This window comes from Celeribacter sp. HF31 (assembly GCF_011806455.1).
Taxonomy (GTDB): Bacteria; Pseudomonadota; Alphaproteobacteria; order Rhodobacterales; family Rhodobacteraceae; genus Celeribacter.
In genome coordinates this window covers 428589-452713 of sequence record NZ_JAATOT010000001.1, presented here as the reverse complement: position 1 = coordinate 452713, position 24125 = coordinate 428589, and the positions used below count along the sequence as shown (strand labels likewise).

Genomic DNA, 24125 nt, shown 5'->3' with positions numbered 1-24125 from the left:
GCCGCACTTATGCGCCAGCGTGCTGCGGCACTTATGCGTTAGAGTGCTGCGGCTCTTGTCCCAATTCCCGCAGCGCGTCAACCAGAAGGCTGACTTTCGATCCTTTGGAGCCTTTCACAAGCACCACATCGCCCGGCCCGATCAGCGCCGACAGCGCCGGAATCGCCTCTTTCGCCGTCTCGAACCATTCGCCGCGCCGCCCCTCGGGCAAGACATCGTAGAGCGCGCGCATCAAAGGTCCGACACAATGCACCGCATCGACGGTGGCAAACCACGGCAGGGCCGCGAGCCCCTCATGGATCGCGTTTTCCTTTTCGCCCAGCTCCAACATATCGCCCAGAATGGCGATCCGGCGGCCTGTGTCATGCGGCTGGGCCTTGGCCAGCACCTCAAGAGCGGCGGCCATGGACGTCGGGTTGGCGTTGAAGGCATCGTCGATCAGCTCGACCGGCGCGCCGACAGGCAAAGTGATGGTTTCGCGCGCACCACGCCCCTCGGGCGGCGCCCAAAGCGTGAGGTCCTGCGCGGCTTTTCCCACATCCGCCCCCAAAGCATAGGCGACGGCCAGACAGCCCACCGCATTGGCGGCAAAATGGCGTCCGGCGGTTGAGAGCGTGAAATCGACGTGATCCGTGTCGATCACAGCCACGCCCCGCGTCGACCCGTCGTCCAATTCCACAGACATGAGCCGTGCGGCGCAGGTTTCGTCTTCGCCAAAGCGGATGGTGTTGCCATCCCAGGCGCTCGCCAGAATGTCATTCACATCGAGATCACCGTTGAAGACTGCCACACCGCCCGGCACAAGCCCTTTGAAAATATCGGCTTTTTCGCGCGCGATGCCCTCTAAGCTTTCAAAAGCGGCCATGTGCGCGGGCGCGACCGTCGTGATCATCGCCACGTCAGGACGCGCGAGTTGGGCCAAAGGCGCGATCTCGCCGGGGTGGTTCATGCCGATCTCGATGACGGCGAAGTCCGTGTCTTTCGGCATGCGGGCGAGCGTCAAGGGCACGCCCCAATGGTTGTTGTAGCTGGCCTCTGCGGCATGGGTCTTGCCCTGCTCAGAGAGGATCGCGCGCAGCATTTCCTTGGTTGAGGTCTTGCCCACCGAGCCGGTGACGCCGATGACTTTGCCCTCGACGCGGGTGCGCGCGGCTGCACCAAGGCGCTCCAAAGCGGGCAGCACATCGTCCACGATCAACAGCGGAGCATCTTCGGCCACGCCCTCGGGAATGCGCGACACCAAAGCGGCGGCGGCGCCTTTCTCCAAGGCCTGCGCCACGAAATCGTGCCCGTCGCGGATGTCTTTCAAAGCGACGAACAGATCGCCCGGCTGGATCGTGCGCGTGTCAATGGAAACGCCGGTGATCTCGAAGGATGTCGTCGCCCGGCCGCCCGTCGCATGTGCCGCCTCTTCCGAGGTCCAGAGCCTCACAGAACTCATCACAGCGCTCCATCCAGCGCAGAGACCGCCATGGAGGCCTGTTCCACATCGTCAAACGGAAAGATGTCGTCGCCAATCACCTGGCCGCTCTCATGCCCCTTGCCGCAGATCAACAAAGCATCGCCCGGTTGCAGCGCATCGACGCCGCGCAGGATCGCCTCGGCGCGGTCTCCGACCTCAATGGCGTCGGGCGCACCGGCGAGAACCTCGGCCCGGATCGACGCGGGGTCTTCCGAGCGTGGATTGTCGTCGGTCACGATCACCAGATCGGCGTTTTCCGCCGCAGCCTTGCCCATCAGCGGGCGTTTGGTTTTATCCCGATCGCCGCCTGCGCCGACGATGGCGATGATGCGGCCCATGACATGCGGGCGCAGCGCCTTGATCGCGGTGGCGACGGCATCGGGGGTATGGGCGTAGTCCACGAACACCGCCGCGCCATTGTCACGCGTCGCGGCATGTTGCATCCGTCCACGCACGCCGGTCAGTTTCGGCAGGCAGGAAAACACCTCTTCGGGATCGGCCCCTGAGGCCATCACGAGACCGGCTGCGACCATGACATTTTCGGCCTGAAACCCGCCGATCAGATCGAGGCGGATCTGGTAGATATTGCCCACGAAATCAATGCGCAGGTCCTGACCCGTCGCGTCGAACCGTTGGCCGACAATGCGCAGGTCGGACGCATCCGAGCGCCCCACGCGCATCACGTCGATGCCACGTTCGGCGCAGAGGCCTTCGAGTTCCATGCCTTTGGCATCGTCGATGTTGATGACGGCCACGCCGTCCTCGGGCAACACGCGGGTGAAGAGCCCGGCCTTGGCGGCGAAATAGGCCTCAAACGTGGCGTGATAATCCAAATGATCCTGGGTGAAATTGGTGAAGGCGGCGGCGGTCAGTTCGACCCCGTCGAGACGCCGTTGCGCCAGCCCATGCGAAGAGGCTTCCATCGCGCCGTGGGACACGCCCGCATGCGCAGCCTCTGACAACATGCCGTGCAACGTGATCGGCTCCGGCGTGGTGTGCGGGCTTGGCGCCTGCCAATCGCCCTCGACGCCGGTGGTGCCGATGTTGATCGCGGGCACACCCAGAAGCTGCCAAATCTGGCGCGTGAAACTCGCGACCGAGGTTTTGCCATTGGTGCCGGTGACGGCGACCATGACATCGGGCTGCGCGCCATAAAACAGCGCGGCGGCATAGGCCAGCGCCTGACGCGGGTCTTCGACCACCACCACGGACGGGCGGTGTTCGGCAATCGCATCGGCGGCCATGCGCGCGCCCTCGGGGTCGGTCAGAATGGCTTTCGCACCCATGGTGAGCGCCATCGGCACGAAAGAGGCGCCATGGGCATGCGCGCCCGGCAGTGCCGCAAACAAGTGGCCCGGTTCAACCCGACGGCTGTCGACGGAAAGCCCGGTGATTTGGGTCTCTCCGCCGCTTTGCGCGGTCAATCCCAGCTCCGATAGAGATTTCATCATGACCGCGCTCTCCGTTTGCTCGTCGTTCAATGCGTCGCGGTCAGTGTTACCGCAGCTTGGGAGGGGGATTCAATCTCGGGACGTAATCCCAAAAGCGGCGCCGTGCGGCGGATCACCTCGCCGGCGACCGGAACGGCGGTCCAGCCGGCTGTGCGACGCGGTTTCGGGCCAGAGGTTTCCACCGCCTCGTCCATGGTCACGATCAGCACATATTTCGGGTCTTCCGCCGGGAAAATCGAGGCAAAGGTGTTGATGGTCTTGTCCTCGTAATAGCCGCCTTGCGGGCGCGGCTTGTCTGCCGTGCCGGTCTTGCCGCCGACGTGATAGCCCGGGACTTCGGCGAAGGACGCGGTGCCTTCGGGGCTTGAAACCACTTGGCGCAGCATAGAACGCGCCGCACGCGAGACCTCTTCGCGCACCACACGCGGACCTTTGGGCACGAAGCCATCGCGTTTGATCAGCGTCGGCGTGACCTGCGTGCCGCCATTCAGGAGCGAAGCGTAAGCGGTCGCCAGATGCAAGGGCGAGGCCGACAGCCCGTGGCCATAGCCGATGGTCAGAGTCGAAAGCTCCGACCAATGCGGCGGCAACAGCGGCTTGCCAGACGGTGCCTCAGAGAGTTCCACCGGCACAGGTTCGAAAAAGCCCAAGGATTTCAAGAAGGCCTGTTGACGCTCCACACCGATCTGTTGCGCGATATGGGCGGTGGCGACGTTCGAGGATTTGACGATCATGCCCGTCAGGCTAAGGTTCGGGCCGTAGTTGTGGCCTTCGAATTCACCGATGGAGAACTTGCCCCAGCGAAACGGCGGGGTGGCCGGGATCAACGTGTCGGGACCGGCCAGCCCCAATTCCATCGCCTGCGCGGCGGCGAAAATCTTGAAGGTCGAGCCAAGCTCATAGACGCCCTGCACCGCGCGGTTGAAACGCGGATTGTTGCTTGGGTCCTTGCCTTCGAAAAACTTCGGACGCGAGTTCGGGTCGAAATCCGGCAGCGACACAAGCGAAATGATCTCGCCGGTGTTGGCATCCATCATCACGGCGGCGGCGCCCTTGGCGTTCAGCATCCGCATGCCGCCGTAAAGCACCTCGCGAATGGTGGTCTGCACCGTCATGTCGATCGAAAGTTGCAGCGGCTTGTCGCCATTGGCCGGGTCGCGCAGATAGGCGTCCATCTCTTTTTCGATGCCGGACTGGCCGACAATCTCGGCGCTCATCACACCTTCGCGACCAAATTTGGTCCCGCCCAAAACATGAGCGGCCAGCATGCCATTGGGGTACAAACGCTCTTCGCGCGGACCAAACAACAGACCCGGCTCACCGATGTCATGCACGGCCTGCTGTTGTTCGGGGGCGATCTTTTTCTTGATCCAGAGGAACTTACGCGTGCCGGTGAAGTCGCGGATCAGGCGCTCGCGGTCGAGATCGGGGAAAATCCGCACCAGTTCCTCGGCGGCATGGATCGGGTCGATCATTTCCTGCGGCTGGGCGTAGAGCGAATTGGTCACGCGGTTCGTGGCCAGAATGCGGCCGTTGCGGTCCACGATGTCGGCGCGCTGTGCCAAAATGGGCGTGCCGGAGGCCTCGGCGCGCGGCTCTTCGGGCACAGTGGCCGACACCTGCCCCATGCGGGCACCGACAACAACAAAGGCCGAGACGAAACACAGGCCCAAGACCAAAAGCCGCCCCTCGGCCCGAAGGCGGGAGCGGTCGCGCATTTCCTCGTGACGCAGGCGCAGGTTTTCGCGTTCGATGGCGTCGGGGTTTTCGCCCTTTTGCCGGGCTTGCAACACGCGGATGAGCGGGCGGAGCGGCGTGCGGATCGTCATTCTTCACCTTCTCCGGCGTCAATCGCCCCCAGCGACCCCACCACATCATAGGTCTCGGTCAACTCCAGGATCAGGTCTTCTTCCTGCGGGAAAGCCACCTGATCGACGCGACCGAATTGTTCGGGTTGAAACGGCAAAAGACCCAGACGGTCAAAGTTGATTTCGGCCAGATCACGCAGGCGATCCGGGCGGTTGAGATAGGCCCATTCGGCTTTCAACACGGCCAGCTCTTCGCGCTGATGACCGATCTCGCGTTGCAGATGGCTGACCTGTTTGAGCACGCGCTGGGTGGCATAGTTTTCCTGGTAGGCCCAAAAGCCCAACCCCATAACCACCAGACTTGCAACAATAGTATAGAACCCACGCATCGTTAATCCCGCCTCAGAACTGGTTTCGGCAACCCCATGGACGCCCGGTCCACCGCCTCGAAAGGCGCGTTGGTCCGCCGACCGACCCGCAACCGCGCAGACCGCGCGCGCGGGTTCACGTCTAGCTCGTCCGCATCGGGACCGATGGCTTTGGAGAGCTGCTCGAAACCGGGTGTTTTCACCTCTTGTTCGGGAGCATAGCGCGACCCGCCACCCCCCGTCGAGGCCCTCGCTTGGAAAAAACGTTTGACCACGCGATCTTCGAGCGAATGAAAGCTCACGACCGCCAGTTGACCGCCGGGTTTGAGCGCGCGCTCGGCGGCTTCGAGCCCCTCAATGAGCTGACCGAATTCGTCGTTCACCGCGATGCGGATCGCCTGAAAGGTGCGGGTCGCCGGATGGCTTTGCCCCGGTTTCTTGCGCGGCAGCAGGCGCTCGATCAGGCTCGCCAGTTGCAAAGTCGTGGTGAACGGTGCCTTTTCGACGCGGTCCTTGACGATGGCCCGGGCGATTTTGCGCGACTGTTTTTCCTCGCCGTAGTGAAACAGCACCGCGGCGATCTCTGCCTCATCCGCCGTGTTGACGAAATCTGCGGCAGACATGCCATCCTGCGACATGCGCATGTCGAGCGGGCCGTCCTTCATGAAGGAAAAGCCACGCTCGGCCAGATCGAGCTGCATCGAGGAGACGCCGAGATCGAGCACCACGCCATCGAGGTCCGAGGCATATTGATCCATCTCACCGAAGGTGCCGAGCACGAGGGAAATCTTGCCTTTATAGGGAGGCTCGTTGATCCAAGCGGCAGCCATCTCATGCGCCAGCGGATCGCGATCGACGCCGGTGACGTGATCTGCGCCCTCTGCGATCAGGCCTTTTGTATAGCCGCCCGCGCCAAAGGTGCCATCGAGCCAACGGCCCGTGATGGGGGCGCATTCCCGCAGAAGCGGGTTCAGCAGGACCGGGATGTGGGGTTTTTTGTCATCCGAGGCCATCTCAGACCTCCAGATCGTCCAAGAGGCTCAGCGGATCGAAATCCTCGCCCTGCTCTTCCAGCCATTTGTCGGAGATCGCGGCATCCACAGCCTCGTGCGTCTCCGGCTTCCAAATCTCGAAAGTCTCGCCCATGCCGGCGAAATAGGCCACACCATCGAGGTCGATCTTGTCGCGCAACGGCTGCGGCAGGACCAGACGGCCATCGTTGTCCACCTCGGTCGGGCGCGCGCGGTTGAGGATCATGCGCTCCATGATCTTGCGCTTTTCCGAACCCCGCGGCAGGCGCGCGATGTCGGCGGCCAAGGCGCGGTAGCCCTCATAGGTGTGAACGATCAGCTGTTTCTGTTTGTCGTGGCCGTAGACGATGACCATGCGGGGACGGCCGGTCTCGGCGGCCAGAGGATCACCTAGTTCGAGTTCACGACGAAAATCGGCGGGGATCGACACGCGTCCCTTTCCGTCCACCTTAAAGGTGTGTTCGCCGATAAACATCCCGACCACCGGGGCGCTCCTTATCCTGTCCCTGCCCCGAAACTCCGGGGGCTTTTAAGCGAAACGGCGGAATGAGCTGCTGCCACTGCTCAATCCGCCGCCCTCGTCCCGATCAACGGGTTGTCCGGACTGCGCGCGCCACCTGGGGGGATGTCTGCTCGCTCGCGCGCCGGATCTCTTTGTTCTGGAGAGAATGGATGCCTGTATGAACCTGACTTATGGGTCTTTTTTCGCGGTCTTGAATGCGCCGCTCATCTCCACCTCACCGGATGAACTCACTATGCTATGGGAATTCATGGTAATCAATGGATTTTTTCTCCACAGGCACCATATCTTGCTCCACAGACCCTTGACACTCAAGGGCTAGAGGGACGTCCTCACGAAAATGAGAGCATATGTAGATATATTTAGACCTCACTCAACCATATTTAGTATCCCCAAAAGACCGGACGATCTCCCTGGAAAATCGAGAGACACCCCACAGCTCTCTCCAATCCCGCAAGCAATCCACCAAGTTATCCACAGGATTGTGTGTGAAAGTGATTCGCTCCACTGGCAGATGCCCATGAATTCCCAGAATTCCCATGAAGTCCCATGGATGAGGGGCGACGAGCTCCATGACATCCCATGACGCGAAATATCGCCATGAAAAAGGGGCCCGAAGGCCCCTTTAAATGCGTGGATGCAAATGGCGGTTACCGCGGCTCGGCTTGCAGGCCGCGCCATGTGGCGTAGCACGCCAACAACAGCACGATGGTGAAGGGAAAGCCGGTCGAAACCGCCATCGCCTGAAGCGCACCGAGGCCACCGCCCAGCAAAAGCGCAATCGCGACGAGGCCTTCGAAGCCCGCCCAGAACACGCGTTGCGGCACCGGCGCGTCGACCTTGCCACCCGCCGTGATCGTGTCGATCACCAGAGAGCCGGAGTCCGACGAGGTCACAAAGAACACGATGACCAGAATGATCGCGATAAAGGAGGTGATGCTTTTGAGGGGCAGAGCCTCCAACATGGCGAAGAGTTTCAACTCAAGCGCCGCATCGGTCACCGCCGTGTAGCCGTCATTGACGATCTGGCTGATCGCGGTACCGCCGAAGGCCGTCATCCAGAGAACAGAAACCAGCATCGGCACGATCAGCACGGCAATCAGGAACTCCCGCACGGTCCGCCCCCGCGACACCCGCGCAATGAACATGCCCACAAACGGCGACCAGGAAATCCACCAGGCCCAATAGAAGGCCGTCCAGCCTTGGCGGAAATTGTCATCCGTGCGCCCGAACGGATTGGACAGCGCGGGAAGATCGACCACGTAAGCCTTCAGATTGGCAAAGAACCCGGTCAGGATCGCCATGGTCGGGCCGACAACGATCACGAAAATCAACAGCAGCGCCGCCAGCGCCATGTTGATCTCGGACAGGCGTTTGACCCCTGCATCGAGCCCCGCCACGACGGACAAAAGCGCAAAGCCGGTGATGATGGCGATCAGGATGACTTTTGAGACATCGTTGACCGGAATGCCGAAGAGGTGATTGAGCCCCGCATTGGCCTGTTCCGCACCGAAACCCAGCGAGGTCGCCAACCCGAAGAGCGTCGCGAAGACCGCAAGAATGTCGATGATGTGGCCCGGCCAGCCCCAGATGCGTTCCCCAAAGATCGGGTAGAACACCGAGCGCACTGTCAGGGGCAGCCCCTTGTTAAAGGAGAACAACGCCAGAGAGAGCGCCACGACCGCGTAAATCGCCCATGGGTGCAAGGCCCAATGGAAAATCGTCGCCGCCATGCCCAGACGACGCGCAGCCTCGACATCGCCCGGCGCGCCGGCCAGCGGCGCCCAGCTTTCGGGCGTGCCTGCGGTGTCGGCGAAGGAGGAGGTGAAATGCGAAATCGGCTCGGAGACGCCATAGAACATCAAGCCAATGCCCATGCCCGCCGCAAAGAGCATCGCGAACCAGCCGCTATAAGAATAGTCGGGCGTGGCCTCCATGCCGCCGATCCGCACCTTGCCGTAAGGCGACAGGATCAGGAAAAAGCAGAACAGCACGAAAATATTGCCCGCCAACAGGAAGAACCAATCGAAGGTCGAGGTCAGCCAATCGCGCAGATGGGTGAAAATCGTCCCGGCCTGTTCTTGAAAGGCCAGCGTCACGAGGACGAAGATCAGGATGGAGAGCCCGGAAATCAGGAAAACGGGGTTATGAATATCGAGGCCCACCGGCCCGACGCTTGTGGTGATATTGTCCTGACCGATTTCGTAATCGGTCTCGATCAAAGCGGCGTCGCCCTCTGGGGCGGGAATGCCGTCATCGCTCATATGAATACTCCTTAGAGATTTGAATGTGAAACGCCCTCCCCTCTGAGACAGCGCGCGCAGAGGGGGATAAAATCGGCGTCAGGCCGGATCAGCCGCGCACGAGAAAGACCGAGGCGTCGGTGTGGCTGGCAAGCTTGCCGCCATGCGACGGCCAGAAATGATCTGCGACATTCGGGACATGGGTGGCCATGACGACCAGATCGGCGCCCGCCTCCTTGACCGCTTTGGCCAGAGATTTTTCGAGATCGACGGCCGGATCGTGACTGACCACAGCACGGGTTTCGACCGCGAAGCCGTGGCGTTTGCCCTGGTCTTGCGCGAATTGCGCCAGACGTTCTGCATATTCATGCGGGTTATGCCCCAAGGAGCCCGGGGTTTCGGCGGTGACACCGACATAGGTGACGGAGGCACTGTAATGCAATGCGAGATCAGCGGCCGCGTCCAGCGCGCGGGTCAGCTTATCCACATGAGCGAGGTCCACAGGGACCATAATTTTGGTAAACATGTCGTCCTTTCGGGGAATTTTAGCGGGCTTGCCGGCCCGTCGATATCCTTTCGGCAAAACGCATCGCAGGTAAGCGATGCGCAGCAGTGTTCCACATCGTGGCAAGATGCTTTTCAGCCCGTTAAGTATAGACCCAAAGGGCCCAATTGGCAAATTCGTGCAGAGTGAAATGCAAAGCGCCCCCACACAGGAGGGGCGCTAAATCTCTTTTGAAACCTAGGATTTAGGAGCGCGTCAGGGGCGAGGCTTAGGCTACGCCGATTTTCACCAGCCGCTCGGCGAGCGCCATATAGGGCGCGGCCAATGGCCAATCGCCCGCCGCAACCGGCGTGCCTTCGTCCCCCGCAACCCGCGCCTCGATCGCCAGCGGCAGCTCCGCCAAAAGCGGCACGCCAAGTTTGTCCGCCTCCTGCGCGACACCGCCATGGCCGAAGATATGATCTTCATGGCCGCAGTTCGGACAGACATAGGTGGACATGTTCTCAATCAGGCCCAGCACCGGCACCTTCAGCTTTTCGAACATCGAAATACCGCGCCGCGCATCGATCAGCGCCACGTCCTGCGGCGTCGAGACCACCAGCGCGCCGGTGAGTTCGGTCTTTTGCCCCAGCGTGAGCTGCACATCGCCGGTGCCCGGCGGCATGTCGATCAAAAGCACATCCAGCTCGCCCCAGGCCACCTGCCCCAACATCTGCTGCATCGCGCCCATCAACATCGGCCCGCGCCAGACGACCGCTTCGCCGTCCGGGATCATGAAACCGATGGACATCAGCGTGACGCCATGAGCGTGCAGCGGCTCGATGGTCTGGCCATCCGGCGAGGCGGGGCGTTTGTTGATTCCCATCATGCGCGGCTGCGACGGGCCGTAGATGTCGGCATCCAACAGGCCGACCTTGCGCCCCTGACGCGCCAGCGCCACGGCGAGGTTGGCGGAGACGGTGGATTTACCCACGCCGCCCTTGCCGGAGGCAATGGCGATGATGTGTTTGACGCCCGGCACGCCTTGTTTGCCCTGCTGCGGGGTCGGATGACGGCCGATCTTGAGACTCGGCGGCTCGCTTCCGGCGGCGGGCGCCGGCTTCGGCGAAGAGGGGCCGTGAGCCGTCATGACGATGGAGACTTTTTCCACCCCATCGAGCGCTTCGAGCAGGGCTTTGGCCTGCGATTCGACCTGTCCCCAGGCCTGTGCGGTGGCGGCATCCGGCGCTTCAATCACGAAACTGACCTCGCCGTGACGTAGCGTCAGAGCGCGCACGAGGTCGGATTCCACCAGATTCGAGCCCCCGGGCAGCGCCACTTTGCGCAGTTCTGCCATGATTTGGTCTTGCGTGACGGACATAGGGTCCCCTCTTTCAATTTGGTCGGCGGTTTGGTCGGCTTTCCCTACGAAATAGGGGGTTTACTGACCTATTTCCAGCGCTCAATCCACCGATACCCGTGACCGAATGCATAGAGAATAGGCACTGTGAAAAATAGGTCAGGACCACTCATGCATATTCTGCATAGCGGCAATGCCGATTGGGTGGATTGTGCAAACGCAGCAATTCCACAATATTAGGTTCAACAGCAGCCAAGGCAGGCACCTTCGACCGCACCAAAGCGGTTTGCTTCGAAAGACCTCACGGTTCACTCCAGGTGGTTCACTCGAAGACCGGCAGAAGCCCGAAGGGACCGAGCGGCGGCGCATCCTGCGGACATCGGTCCGAACGCATATCTAAGGTTAAAGTCACATGGCTTACGCAAACGACATCAACAGCGCCGCAACGGCTTCCTCCGGTCTCTTCGGCGGGCTGTTCAAAGCACTCGGGGAACGTGTTGCCCGTTACCGCGTTTATCGCGAGACGATGCTGGAACTCTCCGGCCTGAGCGACCGCGACCTGCGCGATCTGGGCATGTCCCGCGCATCCATCAACGCCGTGGCCCACGAGGCCGCATACGGCAAATAAGAATTCTCATCACGGCCTCCTCCTCCTCCCTGAGGCCCTGATACCTGCGGCGGCGCCTCTCCTCCTCCCTGGCGCTGCCGCACCAGATACCGGAATTCGGGGTCCCTCTCCTCCTCCCTGGGACCTTGAAGACCAGAGCGACGATGCTTCCTCCTCCCTGGCATCGTCGCACCAATAACGGGGCCTCGCCCCAGAGATGCGATCTCTCTTCCTCCTCCCTGAGGGATCGTGACTGAAGGCGGCGGTGTCTTCCTCCTCCCTGACACCGCCGCATTTCTTTCTTATACGGACCCACTCCTCCTCCCTCGTGGTCCGATGCAAGAGCACCCGCGTCCTCTCCTCCTCCCTGGACGCGGGTGTTTTTTTGTTCAGACATGCGAAAACGCGCCGGAGATGCGGCGTTTTGGGCAGAGGTCTTTAGCAGAGTTCAGAGGGAAAGGCGGAGCTGGCGCTCAGGCCGGATACTCAGGCCGCGAGCTCAAGTATGCGCTCAAAGGCCGGCAGGCCGCGCAAGCCGGGCGCGCCGGGATACTTCGTCGGGTCGAGGCGATAGTCCCGCTGATGTTGGCGCCCACGTTTCATGAGCATGGCGGGTTTGCGCTCCGGCAGTCCGGCCAGACGGTGCAGCAAAGCCTGACCTTCACGCGGGGAGAGGAAGGGGCGCGCGGGTTGCTGCGCCCTGTGCCCCGCAAAAAGGTCGAGGAAGCTCTCGATCGAGCCCGTAGCAATTCCGCCAGGGGTATAGCCGTCCATCACCCCCAAGACATCGCGCGCCACCTGCCCCAGATAAAGGCTTTCACAGGCGATCCCGTGGCAGGAAACCAGACCGTGATCTTCGAGCAAGAGATGCACATAAGTGATCTCATCGCGCGGCCGCACTCGGACGTTTCGCCCATCGACAAAGGACACCGCCGGGACCAAAAGCTGGCGCCCCGCCGGATGCATCCCCTCGGTCGGCAGGTCGAGCAGGATGCGGTGTTGCTGGCTCAGCACCACAGGCTCCGGATTGTCAAAACTGCCGGGCGCAAAGATCACCGGCGCATGCCGACCCCATCCGCGCACTTGCCGCGATGCCATCCAGCGGATCGGTTGCACCCCGTGATCAAGGGTCACCACCGGATCGCCCGGCTTCAGATCAGCGACGGCACGGGACCCGTCGGGCGTTTCAATCAGCATAGAAGCCTCGAAACACACGGCCTGATAGGTGGTCGCTGCGGATTGGTCGGTGTTGTAGAAGCCCGGCGTTTGCCCGCCGCTGAAATTGTCCCAATACCAGCTTTCGAGATCGAATTCCGGCGTCCAGACGACCTGCGTCAGATCGCCGTTGCTGTCGTAACCCTCGAACACCACGGCATAGCCCGTATCGCCATTCATATCGATATAGTCGGAGCGCACCACCGTGGCGTTTTCAATCGTGTCGCCGCCCTGACCGGAGAAGGTCAGCGTATAGGTGTCGCCCGGCGAAAAGATATAGGGGCTGTCATCGCCCGGCTGGGATTCGATGATCAAACCATTGGTCGAGGTCGGCGGATAGTCGAATTGTGAGGTCCCCGGCCCCGAATTCACATTTGATCCGGTCGCGGCCGCGAACTGGCTGTCGATGGCTTCGATTCTCAGGGGCATCGGGACATATCTCAGGGTTTAAATCAGGCCTGAGCCTATCCGAAACTCCTTAATTGCCCGTAAAAACCCACTGATTCTGAGTCAGAATGGCACGTCGCCCGCTTGGTCGGCGGGCATCACGAACCCTGCCTTGAGCTTTTTCGTGCCCGAGTGGTCGAATTCCACAGTGAGGTTTTCGCCCTCGATTTCCATCACTTCGCCATAGCCGAATTTCTTGTGGAACACCCGGTCGCCCAACGTAAAGGACGCGCTGGCTTTCATATCGAGCGTGACGGGCGCACGCGGCGTGCCGGCCCTCTGGGTGCGTTCCTGCATCCGTTTCCAGCCCGGCGAATTGTAAACATCGGCCTTGGACGCGCGCTCGTTAAAGCGAGTGGCGGAGGTCTGGGCATAATCGTCAAGCGCCCGATCACGTCCCCCATCACGTCCCCCCATGTTGCCCCCCATGCCACCCTGCGCGCCGTAAAGGCCGTTGGGCGTCAGGATGTCGACGTGATCGACCGGCAGTTCATCAATGAAACGCGAGGCGAGCTGCGATTGCCATTGACCGTAGACCCGGCGGTTGGCGGCAAAGGAAATTGTGCAAAGCTCCTCGGCGCGGGTGATGCCGACATAGGCCAGACGGCGCTCTTCCTCGAGCCCCTTGGTGCCGTTTTCATCCATCGAGCGCTGCGACGGGAACAGCCCCTCTTCCCAGCCGGGCAGGAAGACGACCGGGAACTCAAGCCCCTTGGCGCCGTGCAGCGTCATGATGGTGACCTTCTCGCCGTCTTCGCCGCTGTCATTGTCCATGATCAGCGCGACATGTTCGAGAAAGCCTGCGAGATTGTCGAATTGTTCCAGGGCTTTGACGAGTTCCTTGAGGTTCTCGAGCCGCCCCGGCGCCTCAGGTGTTTTGTCGTTCTGCCACATGGCGGTGTAGCCAGATTCGTCGAGAATTTTCTCGGCCAATTCGATATGGCCGATCTCGGCGGGGTCATAGGCGACGTCTTCCACCAGCGCATCTTCGTCCTCGACGCCGTAGCGAATCTGTTGGACGTTCAGCGACGACCACCGCTCGATGTCGGCCACAAGTTGCGCGACACTCGACTTGGCCTTGCCCTTCAAAAGCCCCTCTTCCACGGCAATCCCCGCCGCCTCCAAAAGCGGCACGCCATGGCGGCGGGCACACATCTGGATCTCTTGCAGTGCCTTATCGCCCACCCCGCGTTTCGGCGTGTTGATGATGCGCTCGAACGCCAGATCGTCCTCAGGCTGGGTGACGATGCGGAAATAGGCCATGGCATCGCGGATCTCCATCCGCTCGTAAAACCGTGGCCCGCCGATCACGCGATACGGCAGCCCGATGGAGAGGAACCGATCCTCGAAAGCGCGCATTTGATGCGAGGCGCGCACCAGAATGGCAATGTCGTCGAGGGAATATTTGCGCAGGCGGCTCCGCGTTCCGCCATGCAGCGCCTCGATCTCTTCGCCGACCCAACGCGCCTCTTCTTCGCCATCCCAATGGCCGATAAGGCGCACCAATTCGCCGTCGGTTTCAGAGGTCCAAAGCTCCTTGCCCAGACGATCCCGGTTGCCCGCGATCACCGACGAGGCGGCGGCGAGGATATGTGGCGTGGAGCGGTAATTCTGCTCAAGGCGCACAACTTTGGCGCCGGGAAAATCCTTTTCGAACCGCAGGATGTTGCCCACTTCGGCGCCGCGCCAGCCGTAGATCGACTGGTCGTCATCTCCAACGCAACAGATGTTCTTATGCCCGCCCGCGAGGAGCCGCAGCCAGAGATATTGCGCGACGTTGGTGTCCTGATACTCGTCCACGAGGATGTATTTGAACCAGCGCTGATATTGCTCCAAGAGGTCCGGGTGTTTCTGGAAAATCACCACCATATGCAACAGAAGATCGCCGAAATCGACGGCGTTCAGTGTCGCCAAACGCTCTTGATACTGCGCATAAAGTTTGACGCCCATGCCATTGAATTCACTGCCCTCTCCGCCAGAGACAGCAGAGGGCGTGAGGGCGCGGTTTTTCCAATTGTCGATCATGCCGGAGAGCTGACGCGCGGGCCAGCGTTTCTCGTCGATGCCCGCCGCTGAGATCAGCTGTTTCAAGAGCCGGATCGAGTCGTCCGTGTCCAGAATGGTAAAGTTCGACTTGAGCCCGACAAGTTCGGCGTGGCGACGCAGGAGTTTGACGCAGACCGAGTGGAACGTGCCGAGCCAGGGCATGCCCTCAAGCTCCATCCCCATCAGCCCGGCGACACGTCCCTTCATCTCCCGCGCGGCCTTGTTGGTGAAGGTCACGGCAAGGATTTCACGCGGCTGCGCGCGGCCGGTGTTCAAGAGATGCGCAATCCGCGCGGTGAGCGCCTTGGTCTTCCCCGTCCCCGCCCCTGCGAGCATCAGGACAGGCCCGTCGAGCGTCTCCACCGCCTCGCGCTGTGCGTCGTTCAGCGTGTCGAGATACGATGTGTCGGGCGCACCAAAGGCGGCCTCGCGTGCGCCTTGCATCGCGAGTTGGGAGAGGGAGGGACGTTGGGGCTGCACCGCCGCCTCGAAGGCGTCGTCTTCATTGAAACTGCTCATGGGGAGCAGGATACAGAAGAGCCGCGCCGAGGAAAAGTGCGTTCTTCTATTGTTCTCACGCGCGTTGCGCAGAAAGATGCCGGGTTAGGGTTTCTCGGAAGACTCAGAGACCGCCTCAACCAGCCCAGACACATAGCGCGCAAAGAGGCGTGAGAAGTCGGAAATGTCTTCGCCGGACCACCCCGCGAAGACCTGCGCCATGATGCGCCATTTCGACAGGGTGAACTCGCCCAAAAGGGTTTTCGATTTCGGCGTCATGACCAGAACGGATTTGCGCGCGTCTTCCTGCACCGCCTGACGCGCCACATAGCCGCGCGAAACCAGTTCGGAGACAATGCGTGAGGCGCGCGAGGGGTCGACGGACATGACCTCTGCGACCATACCAATGGTCGGCGGCTCGGGCCGGTCGCGCCCGAGACCGGCGGAGATTTGCGCCACGGACAAAAGCCCCTGCAACAGCGCGGGTTCCAGCGCCTCAGACATGCCCGCGATCACCTTGCCTTTGAACTCGCCCTTCTCCGCCATGCGTCGCCATTGAAACAGCGACAGGTCGAGATCGAGCAAAGCCGTGACCGCCGGGTCGGAAAATCCCTCCCCGGTCAGAAACTCAGGCACGCCGGCGTGCACGCGCGGGTCAGCCGGGCGTTTTGCCGGGCGCTTTACGAGGGTGCTCTCTGGAGAAGGCGTCATATCGGGAGTGTGATCTTGGGTCATGGCGATGGGGTCGCATGAATATGTGTCAATGTCAATTACATGACAGTCACATTTATGTGCTGTTGACACATACCTGCATTTAGCGCTATCTGACCGCAAAGGCCTCACCCTCGTGAGGCACACGCCCGCCGGAATGACAACGACGTGATGACAACACGGACGGGCGAAAGGAGTTCCCATGCCGCACACGCACATATCCCCTCGGCCCGATGAGGCCACATCCGAGCGTCCCAAAGAGCACACCTCCGTCCGACTGGTGATCGGCTCCGTCGCCGTGCTCATGCTTTTGGCCGCGCTCGATCAGACCATCGTCTCCACCGCGCTTCCCACCATCGTCGCCGATCTCGGCGGGTTGGAGCATCTGTCCTGGGTGGTCACCGCCTATATCCTCGCCTCCACCGTGGTCGCGCCGCTTTATGGCAAGCTCGGCGATCTTTACGGGCGGCGCAATGTGGTGATCTTTTCGGTGACTCTGTTCCTGACCGGCTCCATTCTATGCGGTCTGGCAAATTCGATGGGCTTTCTCATCGCCGCCCGCGCACTTCAGGGGCTTGGCGGTGGCGGGCTCTTCGTTTTGGCGCTGTCGATCATCGGCGACGTGATCCCGCCCAAGGAACGTGGCAAGATTCAGGGCGTCTTTGCGGGCGTTTTCGGCGTCTCTTCTGTCGCCGGGCCTCTGTTAGGTGGCTGGTTCGTCGACACGCTGTCCTGGCACTGGATTTTCTACATCAACCTGCCCTTCGGCGCGCTGGCTCTCGCGGGGTTTGTTTTTGGCTTCAAACCCTTGGGGCGTCGCGTGCAGCACAAAGTAGACTACGCGGGCGCCGTCGCACTCACGCTGTCGCTGTCGTCCATCGTGCTTTTGACCGCTCTGGGCGGCAAGGAATTCGGCCTCACCTCCCCCATCGGCCTGTCGCTCATGGCGCTGTTTCTCATCTCAACCCTCGGGTTTGTCGCGATCGAGCAAAAGGCCTCCGAGCCGATCCTGCCGATCGGCCTGTTCAAGATGAATGTCTTCACCATCACCTCGGCGATCTCTTTCGTCACCGGCGCGCTGATGTTCGGGGCGCTGACCTTCATCCCGGTGTTTCTGCAAATGGCGAAGGGCGCGACCGCGACGCAATCCGGGCTGCAACTCATTCCGATGACCTTCGGCATCCTCATCGCCTCGACCCTCTCCGGCCAATATATGAGCCGCACCGGGCGCTATCGCCTTTTGCCGGTGATCGGGCTGAGCCTGGCCACGGTGGCACTTGTCTCGCTCACACGGCTGTCGCCGGACATGCACTCCTGGTCGCTCTGGCTGTCTTTGACGGGACTTGGCGCGGGCATGGGCTGTATTTTCCCGGTGGTGACCACCGCCGTGCAAAACGCTGTGCCGCGCGAACAGATCGGCACCGCCACAGCGGCGGGATTGATGTTCCGTCAGGTCGGCGGCTCCATCGCCGTCGCGCTCTTTGGCGCCCTCTTTGCCAGCCGGATGGCGACCATGATGACCGAGGCCAATGTCGAAGCCTCGGTCGATGGTCCGGCGGGTGGATTGGCCAATGTCGCCGAACTTGGGCCTCAGATGTTGGCGCAGCTTCCCGAGGCCACGCGCGATCTGATTGGCCAGACGATTTCCGTCGCCCTGCATCCGGTCTACTGGATCGCCGCCGCCCTTGCGCTGGTCGGTTTGGTCTTGGCCGTGTTCTTGCGCGAAATCCCGCTCCGGTCGCGCGAAAGCTGACATTCTGCCCCTCTGATTCCTGCGAAACCGCTTTGCAAAGGCCCGGCCTCCACCGCCCGGGCCTTTGCTAATCCCCCATTTTTTTCTGCAAAAATTGCAAACCCGGCCATTTCCCGCCCCCATCACATCAAAAATCGCAGCCTGACGTCGCAAATCTTCTGCCAGCCCCACATGTGGCGCGCTAAAGGGATTTACTGCAGTGCAGAAATCACTAACCTGATGTGAAAAACAGCAAGAGGGGAAGCTTGCCATGGCCGATTTCCAGAAAGTCCTGATCGCGAACCGGGGCGAAATTGCGATCCGCGTGATGCGTGCCGCCAACGAGATGGGGAAACGCACCGTCGCGATCTATGCCGAAGAGGACAAGCTGTCGCTGCACCGCTTCAAGGCGGATGAAGCCTATAAGATCGGCGAGGGCATGGGGCCGGTGGCGGCCTATCTCTCCATCGAAGAGATCATCCGCGTTGCCAAACTGTCGGGCGCAGATGCGATCCACCCGGGCTACGGCCTCCTCTCTGAAAACCCCGATTTCGTCGATGCCTGTACGGCGGCGGGCATCACCTTCATCGGTCCGAAAGCCAAGACCATGCGCCAGCTGGGCGACAAGGCCTCCGCGCGCAAGGTGGCCATCGAAGCCGACGTGCCGGTGATCCCGGCCACTGAGGTCTTGGGCGACGACTTTGACGCAATCCGCAAGGAAGCCGCAGAGATCGGCTTTCCGCTGATGCTCAAGGCCTCCTGGGGCGGCGGCGGGCGCGGCATGCGTCCGATCAACAATGTCGAAGAGCTTGAGGAAAAGGTCAAAGAGGGCCGCCGCGAGGCCGAAGCCGCCTTTGGCAATGGCGAGGGCTACCTCGAGAAGATGATCATCAAGGCGCGTCACGTCGAGGTGCAAATCCTCGGCGATCAGCACGGCAACATCTACCACCTCTACGAGCGCGATTGCTCGGTGCAGCGCCGCAACCAGAAAGTCGTGGAACGCGCCCCTGCCCCCTTCCTCTCGCCTGCGCAGCGCGAAGAGCTGTGTCATCTGGGCAAGCGCATCTGTGAGCACGTGAATTACGAATGCGCCGGCACCGTCGAATTCCTGATGGATATGGAAAGCGGCAAGTTCTACTTCATCGAGGTGAACCCCCGCGTGCAGGTGGAGCACACTGTCACCGAGGAAGTCACCGGCATCGACATCGTCCGGGCGCAGATCCTGATTGCCGAGGGCAAATCTCTGATGGAAGCCACCGGCGTGGCCAGCCAATATGACGTGAAACTCGACGGCCATGCGCTTCAGACCCGTGTGACGACCGAGGACCCGACCAACAACTTCATCCCCGACTATGGCCGCATCACCACCTATCGCTCGGCCACTGGCATGGGCATCCGTTTGGACGGCGGCACGGCCTATTCGGGTGCGGTGATCACGCGCTATTACGACAGCTTGCTCACGAAAGTGACCGCCTGGGCGCGCACGCCCGAGGCCGCGATTGCGCGGATGGACCGGGCGCTGCGCGAATTCCGTATTCGCGGCGTGTCGACCAACATCGCTTTCGTCGAGAACCTTTTGAAACACCCGACGTTCCTGTCGAATGAATACACCACGAAATTCATCGACACGACGCCGGAGCTGTTCGATTTCAAACCGCGCCGTGACCGGGCCACGAAAATCCTGACCTATCTCGCCGACATCACGGTGAACGGTCACCCGGAGACGCTTGGCCGCGCGAAACCCGCCGCAGATGCGCGCAAACCCGTGGTGCCGCAGCTCAAAGTGGAGACCCCGGCGGCAGGCACCCGTCAGTTGCTTGAGACTGAAGGCGCGCAGGCGGTGGCCGATTGGATGCTGGCGCAGAAACAGCTTTTGATCACCGACACCACGATGCGCGACGGGCACCAATCGCTTTTGGCGACCCGGATGCGGTCGATTGACATGATCAACGCGGCGCCTGCCTATGCGGCCAACCTGTCTGGGCTGTTCTCGGTCGAATGCTGGGGCGGCGCGACCTTTGACGTGGCCTATCGCTTCTTGCAGGAATGCCCGTGGCAGCGTCTGCGCGACATTCGCGAGCGCATGCCCAACATCATGACGCAAATGCTGTTGCGCGCCTCGAACGGCGTCGGCTACACCAACTACCCGGACAACGTGGTGCAGGAATTCGTGCGTCAGGCCGCCGAGACCGGCGTCGATGTGTTCCGTGTGTTCGACAGCCTCAACTGGGTCGAGAACATGCGCGTCGCGATGGATGCGGTGATCGAGAGCGGCAAGGTCTGTGAAGGCACGATTTGCTACACTGGGGATTTGTTCGATCCGGCACGGTCGAAATACGACCTCAAGTACTACGTCAAAATGGGTCAGGACCTGAAAGCCGCGGGCGCCCATGTGCTGGGGCTCAAGGACATGGCAGGCCTGTTGAAACCGGCGCAGGCGCGTCAGTTGGTCAAGGCGTTGAAAGAAGAGGTCGGCCTGCCGATCCATTTCCACACCCATGACACCTCGGGCGCCGCCGCCGCCACCATCCTCGCCGCCGCTGACGCGGGCGTGGATGCGGTGGACGCGGCCATGGATGCTTTCTCCGGCGGTACATCGCAAGCGTGCCTGGGGTCTATCGTTGAGGCCACGCGGTTCACCGAGCGCGACACAGGTCTGGACATCGCGGCGATCCGCGAAATGTCGAACTACTGGGAAGCCGTGCGCGGTCAGTACAAGGCGTTTGAGAGCGGCCTCGCAGCCCCTGCTTCCGAGGTCTACCTGCACGAGATGCCCGGTGGCCAGTTCACCAACCTCAAGGCGCAGGCCCGCTCGTTGGGTCTCGAAGAGCGCTGGCATGAGGTGGCGCAGTCTTATGCCGACGTGAACATGATGTTCGGCGACATCGTCAAAGTGACGCCGTCGTCGAAAGTGGTCGGCGACATGGCTTTGATGATGGTCTCCCAGGGCCTCACGCGCGATCAGGTCGAGGATCCGAAGCATGACGTCGCCTTCCCGGACTCTGTTGTCGACATGATGCGCGGCAACCTGGGCCAACCCCCGGGTGGTTTCCCCGACAAGATCATCAAGAAGGTTCTGGGCAAGGAAAAACCCAACACCGAACGTCCCGGCAAGCACCTGCCCCCGGCTGATTTTGCGGAGCTGCGGGCGGAACTGGCGGCGAAATTCCCGGATGTCGACTTCGACGACGAGGATTTCAACGGCTACCTGATGTATCCGAAGGTCTTCACCGATTACGTCACCCGCCACGAGCAATACGGGCCGGTGCGGGTGCTGCCGACGCAGAACTTCTTCTACGGCATGCAGGAGGGCGAAGAGATTTCTGCCTCGATTGATCCGGGCGTGACGCTTGAGATCCGCTGTCAGGCGGTGTCGGACCCCAATGAGATTGGCGAGGTCAAAGTCTTTTTCGAGCTGAACGGCCAGCCGCGTACCGTGCGCGTCAAGGACCGCTCCGCCGCCTCTTCGGTGGTGGCCAACGCCAAGGCAGAACTCGGCAACCCGAAACACGTCGGCGCGCCGATGCCGGGTGTTGTGGCCACGGTTGCGGTCGTGGCCGGGCAGTCGGTGAAGAAAGGCGATGTGCTTTTGACCATCGAAGCGATGAAGATGGAAACCTCGATCACCGCCGATCAGGACGGCACGGTCAAGGCCGCCCATGTCACCCCGGGCGCCCAGATCGACGCCAAGGATTTGCTGGTCGAATTCGAGTAAGCATCTGGAACGAAAACGGGCACGAAAATTGGAAAGCCCCGCCACATCGGCGGGGCTTTTTTCATGCCTTTCGCGTAAGGATCAAAGACGTCAGCCCGCCAAACACCAGCGCCCAGAGCGGCGCACCGATGCCGAAAAAGCTGATACCCGACACTGTGGTCATAAAGGTCACAAGCCCCGCTTCGCGTTGGTCCGCCTCCTTGAGCGCGCCGGTGAGGCTCGCCGCGATGGTGTTCAAAAGTGCCAGCCCCGCGACCGTGACCACCAGAGCTTTCGGTGCGATGACGAAGAGGCTGATCACCGCCGCGCCCAGAAGCCCGACGATGGAATAGAGCACGCCCGCGACCACCACCGCCTTATAGCGCGTCGCCGGGTTGTCGTCCGCCTCCGGCCCCGCACAGATCGCCGCCGTGATCGCCGCGAGGTTGAAGGCATAGCCCCCGAAGGGCGCGAGGATTAGGGAGGTGAGGCCGGTGACAGTGATCGCGGAGGACACCGGCGGCTCATAGCCCGCCGCCTTGAGCGTCACCACGCCGGGGACGTTTTGCGAGGTCATGGTGACGATATAAAGCGGCAGGCCGATGCCGATCAGCGTCGCCAGCGTGAATTCGGGCAGGATGAACACCGGCTTGGCGATCTCGAAATTCACATGCTGCGTGGTGTCAAAGGCGCCAGTGAGGGCGCAAAAGACGATGCCGATGAGCAAGACCATCGGAATGGCGAAACGGGCGAAAAAGCGGCGCCCAGCGAGGTAGGTCGCGCACATCAACGCCACGAGGATCAGGTTCTCCTCCATGGAGGTGAAAATCTCCAAGCCGAAGCGAAAGAGAATCCCCGCAAGCATGGCATTGCCCAGCGCGTCGGGGATCAGATGCGACAGCTTTTCGAACCAGCCGGTGAGGCCCGTGAGCGTCAAAAGCACCGCACAAAACACGAAAGCCCCGATCGCCTGCGCCATGGGCACGCCGTCAAGACTGATGACCAAAAGGGCGGCGCCGGGTGTGGACCAGGCGGTGAGGATCGGCATTTTGTAGCGCAGCGACAGGACCAGCCCGCTGATCCCCATCCCGAGGCCCAGCGCCAGCATCCAACTGTTCGCCTGCGCCTGTGTCGCGCCCAGCACGTCGATGGCCTGAAAGATGATCGCGACGCTGCTGGTATAGCCCAAAAGAACGGCGACGGCGCCCGCGACGAGATGGGAAAGTTTCAGACCGAACATGGCGGGGCCTTTCTGAGACGGGAATTGAACCGGGGGCATTTTGTGCGCTATAACGGACGTGACCGCTATAGCGCACGGATGCTATAACGCACAAGAGGGGAGTTGAGGAAAGCCCATGCAAACAGAAACGGCGGACATGCCCAAGATCGCACTCAAGGCCATTCGCTCCGAGGCGGGTCTCAGCCTTGCGCAAGCCGCCGAGATCACCGGTGTGAGCAAAGCCATGCTGGGGCAAATCGAACGCGGCGAATCCTCACCCACTCTGGTGACGCTTTGGAAGCTAGCGAAGGGCTTTCACCTGCCGCTTACCGCCTTTCTCGAAGGCGCGGCGACGGCTCCTCCGGCGGTCAGCTTTCCTGAGAGCATCCGCTTTCGCACGCTTTTCGCCTTTGATCCTGCCTTAGGATCGGAGAGCTTTCTGATCACCCTTACGCCCCGTCAGACCCATATCTCGCATCCGCATGACGCGGGCGTGGTCGAGGATATTTTCGTCACCGAAGGCACGTTGGAGGTGCAATTGGGCGAGGCCGAAGAAAGCACATGGACACGCTACAGCGCGGGCGCGGCAGTGCGGTTCGCCGCGGATCAGCCGCACAGCTACCGCAATCCGACCGCCAGCCCCACACGGTTTCACAACACGATGCATTACCCGCGCGTCTGAGCGCCTCTGCACGCGGCGAGAGGTCGCATCGGGTCAGGCGCGCACTACATGTGCGCCTTCAAACAATGATTTTTGAATGTGTTCCTTTTAAAACCGGCGCACGCTCCGCACGCGCACCTCTCATAACAAAAGACCCACATCATGACCCTGACACTGACTGCTTTCTACGCGGGCCTCGCTGGCCTCATGTATCTCTACATGTCGATCTATGTGATCAAACAACGCCTGAACATCGGCCAGGGGCTTGGCGATGGCGGCGACGACACGCTCAATCGCCGCATTCGCGCACATGGCAATTTCAACGAATATGCGCCGCTGACCCTCGTTCTGATCGCAGGTTTCGAGGCCCAGGGCGCGCCTGCGCTTTTGGTCCACCTCGCGGGCATCGTTCTGATCGTCTCGCGCGGGTTGCACGCCTACGGGATGCAGGGCAGCGATAAGGAATGGGGCCGCAAATACGGCATCCTCTCGACCTTCGCACTGCTCTTGGTGCTGTCTCTGGCCGACATTCTGATGGCGATTTTCTGAGAAAGGGGCCTCTGCGCCC

Annotated in this window: 18 protein-coding genes; 5 read left to right on the top strand and 13 right to left on the bottom strand. The window is 61.4% G+C overall.

Annotation, left to right across the window (positions count from 1 at the left end):
* Positions 1-31: 31 nt before the first annotated feature.
* The 9 genes from murF to HCZ23_RS02295 all read right to left on the bottom strand — a co-directional run bounded on the left by murF (position 32) and on the right by HCZ23_RS02295 (position 10748).
* The gene (gene murF / locus HCZ23_RS02335; protein WP_167600068.1) at positions 32-1441 is read right to left on the bottom strand and encodes a UDP-N-acetylmuramoyl-tripeptide--D-alanyl-D-alanine ligase; all 1410 of its coding nucleotides are present in this window, start codon (positions 1439-1441) and stop codon (positions 32-34) included.
* Positions 1441-2913, bottom strand: a complete 1473-nt coding sequence (locus HCZ23_RS02330) for a UDP-N-acetylmuramoyl-L-alanyl-D-glutamate--2,6-diaminopimelate ligase (RefSeq protein ID WP_167600067.1) — start codon at positions 2911-2913, stop codon at positions 1441-1443. Before HCZ23_RS02330 ends, murF begins: the two co-directional genes overlap by 1 nt.
* Before the next feature lie 26 nt (positions 2914-2939).
* A complete protein-coding gene (locus tag HCZ23_RS02325; RefSeq protein ID WP_167600066.1) occupies positions 2940-4742 on the bottom strand; it encodes a penicillin-binding protein 2 in 1803 nt (600 codons plus the stop codon).
* Positions 4739-5110: a cell division protein FtsL gene (locus tag HCZ23_RS02320; protein ID WP_167600065.1), complete on the bottom strand. Its 372-nt coding sequence runs from the start codon at positions 5108-5110 to the stop codon at positions 4739-4741. The genes HCZ23_RS02325 and HCZ23_RS02320 overlap by 4 nt, the downstream gene beginning before the upstream one ends.
* A 2-nt stretch (positions 5111-5112) precedes the next feature.
* On the bottom strand, positions 5113-6102 hold the full coding sequence (gene rsmH / locus HCZ23_RS02315; RefSeq protein ID WP_167600064.1) for a 16S rRNA (cytosine(1402)-N(4))-methyltransferase RsmH: 990 nt from the start codon (positions 6100-6102) through the stop codon (positions 5113-5115).
* A gap of 1 nt (position 6103) precedes the next feature.
* Entirely contained in the window at positions 6104-6595 is a 492-nt protein-coding gene (mraZ, locus tag HCZ23_RS02310) for a division/cell wall cluster transcriptional repressor MraZ (RefSeq protein WP_167600304.1), read from the bottom strand.
* A 695-nt stretch (positions 6596-7290) separates the two neighbouring features.
* Positions 7291-8904: a BCCT family transporter gene (locus HCZ23_RS02305; RefSeq protein ID WP_167600063.1), complete on the bottom strand. Its 1614-nt coding sequence runs from the start codon at positions 8902-8904 to the stop codon at positions 7291-7293.
* Between the two features lie 88 nt (positions 8905-8992).
* Entirely contained in the window at positions 8993-9409 is a 417-nt protein-coding gene (locus tag HCZ23_RS02300) for a universal stress protein (RefSeq protein ID WP_167600062.1), read from the bottom strand.
* Between the two features lie 247 nt (positions 9410-9656).
* Entirely contained in the window at positions 9657-10748 is a 1092-nt protein-coding gene (locus HCZ23_RS02295) for an Mrp/NBP35 family ATP-binding protein (RefSeq protein WP_167600061.1), read from the bottom strand.
* A 391-nt stretch (positions 10749-11139) separates the two neighbouring features.
* Here HCZ23_RS02295 and HCZ23_RS02290 point away from each other — a divergent pair, with 391 nt between their 5' ends.
* Positions 11140-11355: a DUF1127 domain-containing protein gene (locus HCZ23_RS02290; RefSeq protein WP_167600060.1), complete on the top strand. Its 216-nt coding sequence runs from the start codon at positions 11140-11142 to the stop codon at positions 11353-11355.
* A gap of 465 nt (positions 11356-11820) precedes the next feature.
* Here HCZ23_RS02290 and HCZ23_RS02285 read toward each other — a convergent pair whose 3' ends face one another.
* From HCZ23_RS02285 to HCZ23_RS02275, 3 genes are all read right to left on the bottom strand, one after another.
* Positions 11821-12978: a Hint domain-containing protein gene (locus HCZ23_RS02285; protein WP_167600059.1), complete on the bottom strand. Its 1158-nt coding sequence runs from the start codon at positions 12976-12978 to the stop codon at positions 11821-11823.
* An 81-nt stretch (positions 12979-13059) separates the two neighbouring features.
* Complete coding sequence (locus tag HCZ23_RS02280) at positions 13060-15561, bottom strand: ATP-dependent helicase (RefSeq protein ID WP_167600058.1); 2502 nt, start codon at positions 15559-15561, stop codon at positions 13060-13062.
* 84 nt (positions 15562-15645) lie between these two features.
* Entirely contained in the window at positions 15646-16275 is a 630-nt protein-coding gene (locus HCZ23_RS02275; protein ID WP_167600057.1) for a MarR family winged helix-turn-helix transcriptional regulator, read from the bottom strand.
* 178 nt (positions 16276-16453) lie between these two features.
* Here HCZ23_RS02275 and HCZ23_RS02270 point away from each other — a divergent pair, with 178 nt between their 5' ends.
* Positions 16454-18004 (top strand): MDR family MFS transporter, encoded by a 1551-nt coding sequence (locus HCZ23_RS02270; protein WP_167600056.1) that lies wholly within the window; start codon positions 16454-16456, stop codon positions 18002-18004.
* A 250-nt stretch (positions 18005-18254) separates the two neighbouring features.
* Entirely contained in the window at positions 18255-21698 is a 3444-nt protein-coding gene (locus tag HCZ23_RS02265) for a pyruvate carboxylase (protein ID WP_167600055.1), read from the top strand.
* Between the two features lie 61 nt (positions 21699-21759).
* Here HCZ23_RS02265 and HCZ23_RS02260 read toward each other — a convergent pair whose 3' ends face one another.
* Positions 21760-22956 (bottom strand): benzoate/H(+) symporter BenE family transporter, encoded by a 1197-nt coding sequence (locus HCZ23_RS02260; protein ID WP_254869859.1) that lies wholly within the window; start codon positions 22954-22956, stop codon positions 21760-21762.
* Positions 22957-23032: 76 nt separating this feature from the next.
* On the opposite strand from HCZ23_RS02260, the gene HCZ23_RS02255 reads away from it, so the two are divergent.
* Positions 23033-23578 carry a helix-turn-helix domain-containing protein gene (locus HCZ23_RS02255; protein ID WP_254869858.1) on the top strand — a complete coding sequence of 182 codons (546 nt, stop codon included), beginning with the start codon at positions 23033-23035 and terminating at the stop codon, positions 23576-23578.
* 141 nt (positions 23579-23719) lie between these two features.
* On the top strand, positions 23720-24106 hold the full coding sequence (locus HCZ23_RS02250) for an MAPEG family protein (protein ID WP_167600054.1): 387 nt from the start codon (positions 23720-23722) through the stop codon (positions 24104-24106).
* Positions 24107-24125 lie beyond the last annotated feature (19 nt).

Excerpts from the sequence above, each read along its gene's own strand:
- murF (WP_167600068.1), bottom strand. The coding sequence starts at position 1,441 with ATGAGTTCTGTGAGGCTCTGGACCTCGGAAGAGGCGGCACATGCGACG.
- HCZ23_RS02285 (WP_167600059.1), bottom strand. The coding sequence starts at position 12,978 with ATGCCCCTGAGAATCGAAGCCATCGACAGCCAGTTCGCGGCCGCGACC.
- mraZ (WP_167600304.1), bottom strand. The coding sequence starts at position 6,595 with ATGTTTATCGGCGAACACACCTTTAAGGTGGACGGAAAGGGACGCGTG.
- HCZ23_RS02280 (WP_167600058.1), bottom strand. The coding sequence starts at position 15,561 with ATGAGCAGTTTCAATGAAGACGACGCCTTCGAGGCGGCGGTGCAGCCC.
- HCZ23_RS02330 (WP_167600067.1), bottom strand. The coding sequence starts at position 2,913 with ATGATGAAATCTCTATCGGAGCTGGGATTGACCGCGCAAAGCGGCGGA.
- HCZ23_RS02320 (WP_167600065.1), bottom strand. The coding sequence starts at position 5,110 with ATGCGTGGGTTCTATACTATTGTTGCAAGTCTGGTGGTTATGGGGTTG.
- HCZ23_RS02295 (WP_167600061.1), bottom strand. The coding sequence starts at position 10,748 with ATGTCCGTCACGCAAGACCAAATCATGGCAGAACTGCGCAAAGTGGCG.
- HCZ23_RS02265 (WP_167600055.1), top strand. The coding sequence starts at position 18,255 with ATGGCCGATTTCCAGAAAGTCCTGATCGCGAACCGGGGCGAAATTGCG.
- HCZ23_RS02325 (WP_167600066.1), bottom strand. The coding sequence starts at position 4,742 with ATGACGATCCGCACGCCGCTCCGCCCGCTCATCCGCGTGTTGCAAGCC.
- HCZ23_RS02305 (WP_167600063.1), bottom strand. The coding sequence starts at position 8,904 with ATGAGCGATGACGGCATTCCCGCCCCAGAGGGCGACGCCGCTTTGATC.
- HCZ23_RS02250 (WP_167600054.1), top strand. The coding sequence starts at position 23,720 with ATGACCCTGACACTGACTGCTTTCTACGCGGGCCTCGCTGGCCTCATG.
- HCZ23_RS02260 (WP_254869859.1), bottom strand. The coding sequence starts at position 22,956 with ATGCCCCCGGTTCAATTCCCGTCTCAGAAAGGCCCCGCCATGTTCGGT.
- rsmH (WP_167600064.1), bottom strand. The coding sequence starts at position 6,102 with ATGGCCTCGGATGACAAAAAACCCCACATCCCGGTCCTGCTGAACCCG.
- HCZ23_RS02290 (WP_167600060.1), top strand. The coding sequence starts at position 11,140 with ATGGCTTACGCAAACGACATCAACAGCGCCGCAACGGCTTCCTCCGGT.
- HCZ23_RS02300 (WP_167600062.1), bottom strand. The coding sequence starts at position 9,409 with ATGTTTACCAAAATTATGGTCCCTGTGGACCTCGCTCATGTGGATAAG.
- HCZ23_RS02270 (WP_167600056.1), top strand. The coding sequence starts at position 16,454 with ATGCCGCACACGCACATATCCCCTCGGCCCGATGAGGCCACATCCGAG.
- HCZ23_RS02255 (WP_254869858.1), top strand. The coding sequence starts at position 23,033 with ATGCAAACAGAAACGGCGGACATGCCCAAGATCGCACTCAAGGCCATT.
- HCZ23_RS02275 (WP_167600057.1), bottom strand. The coding sequence starts at position 16,275 with ATGACCCAAGATCACACTCCCGATATGACGCCTTCTCCAGAGAGCACC.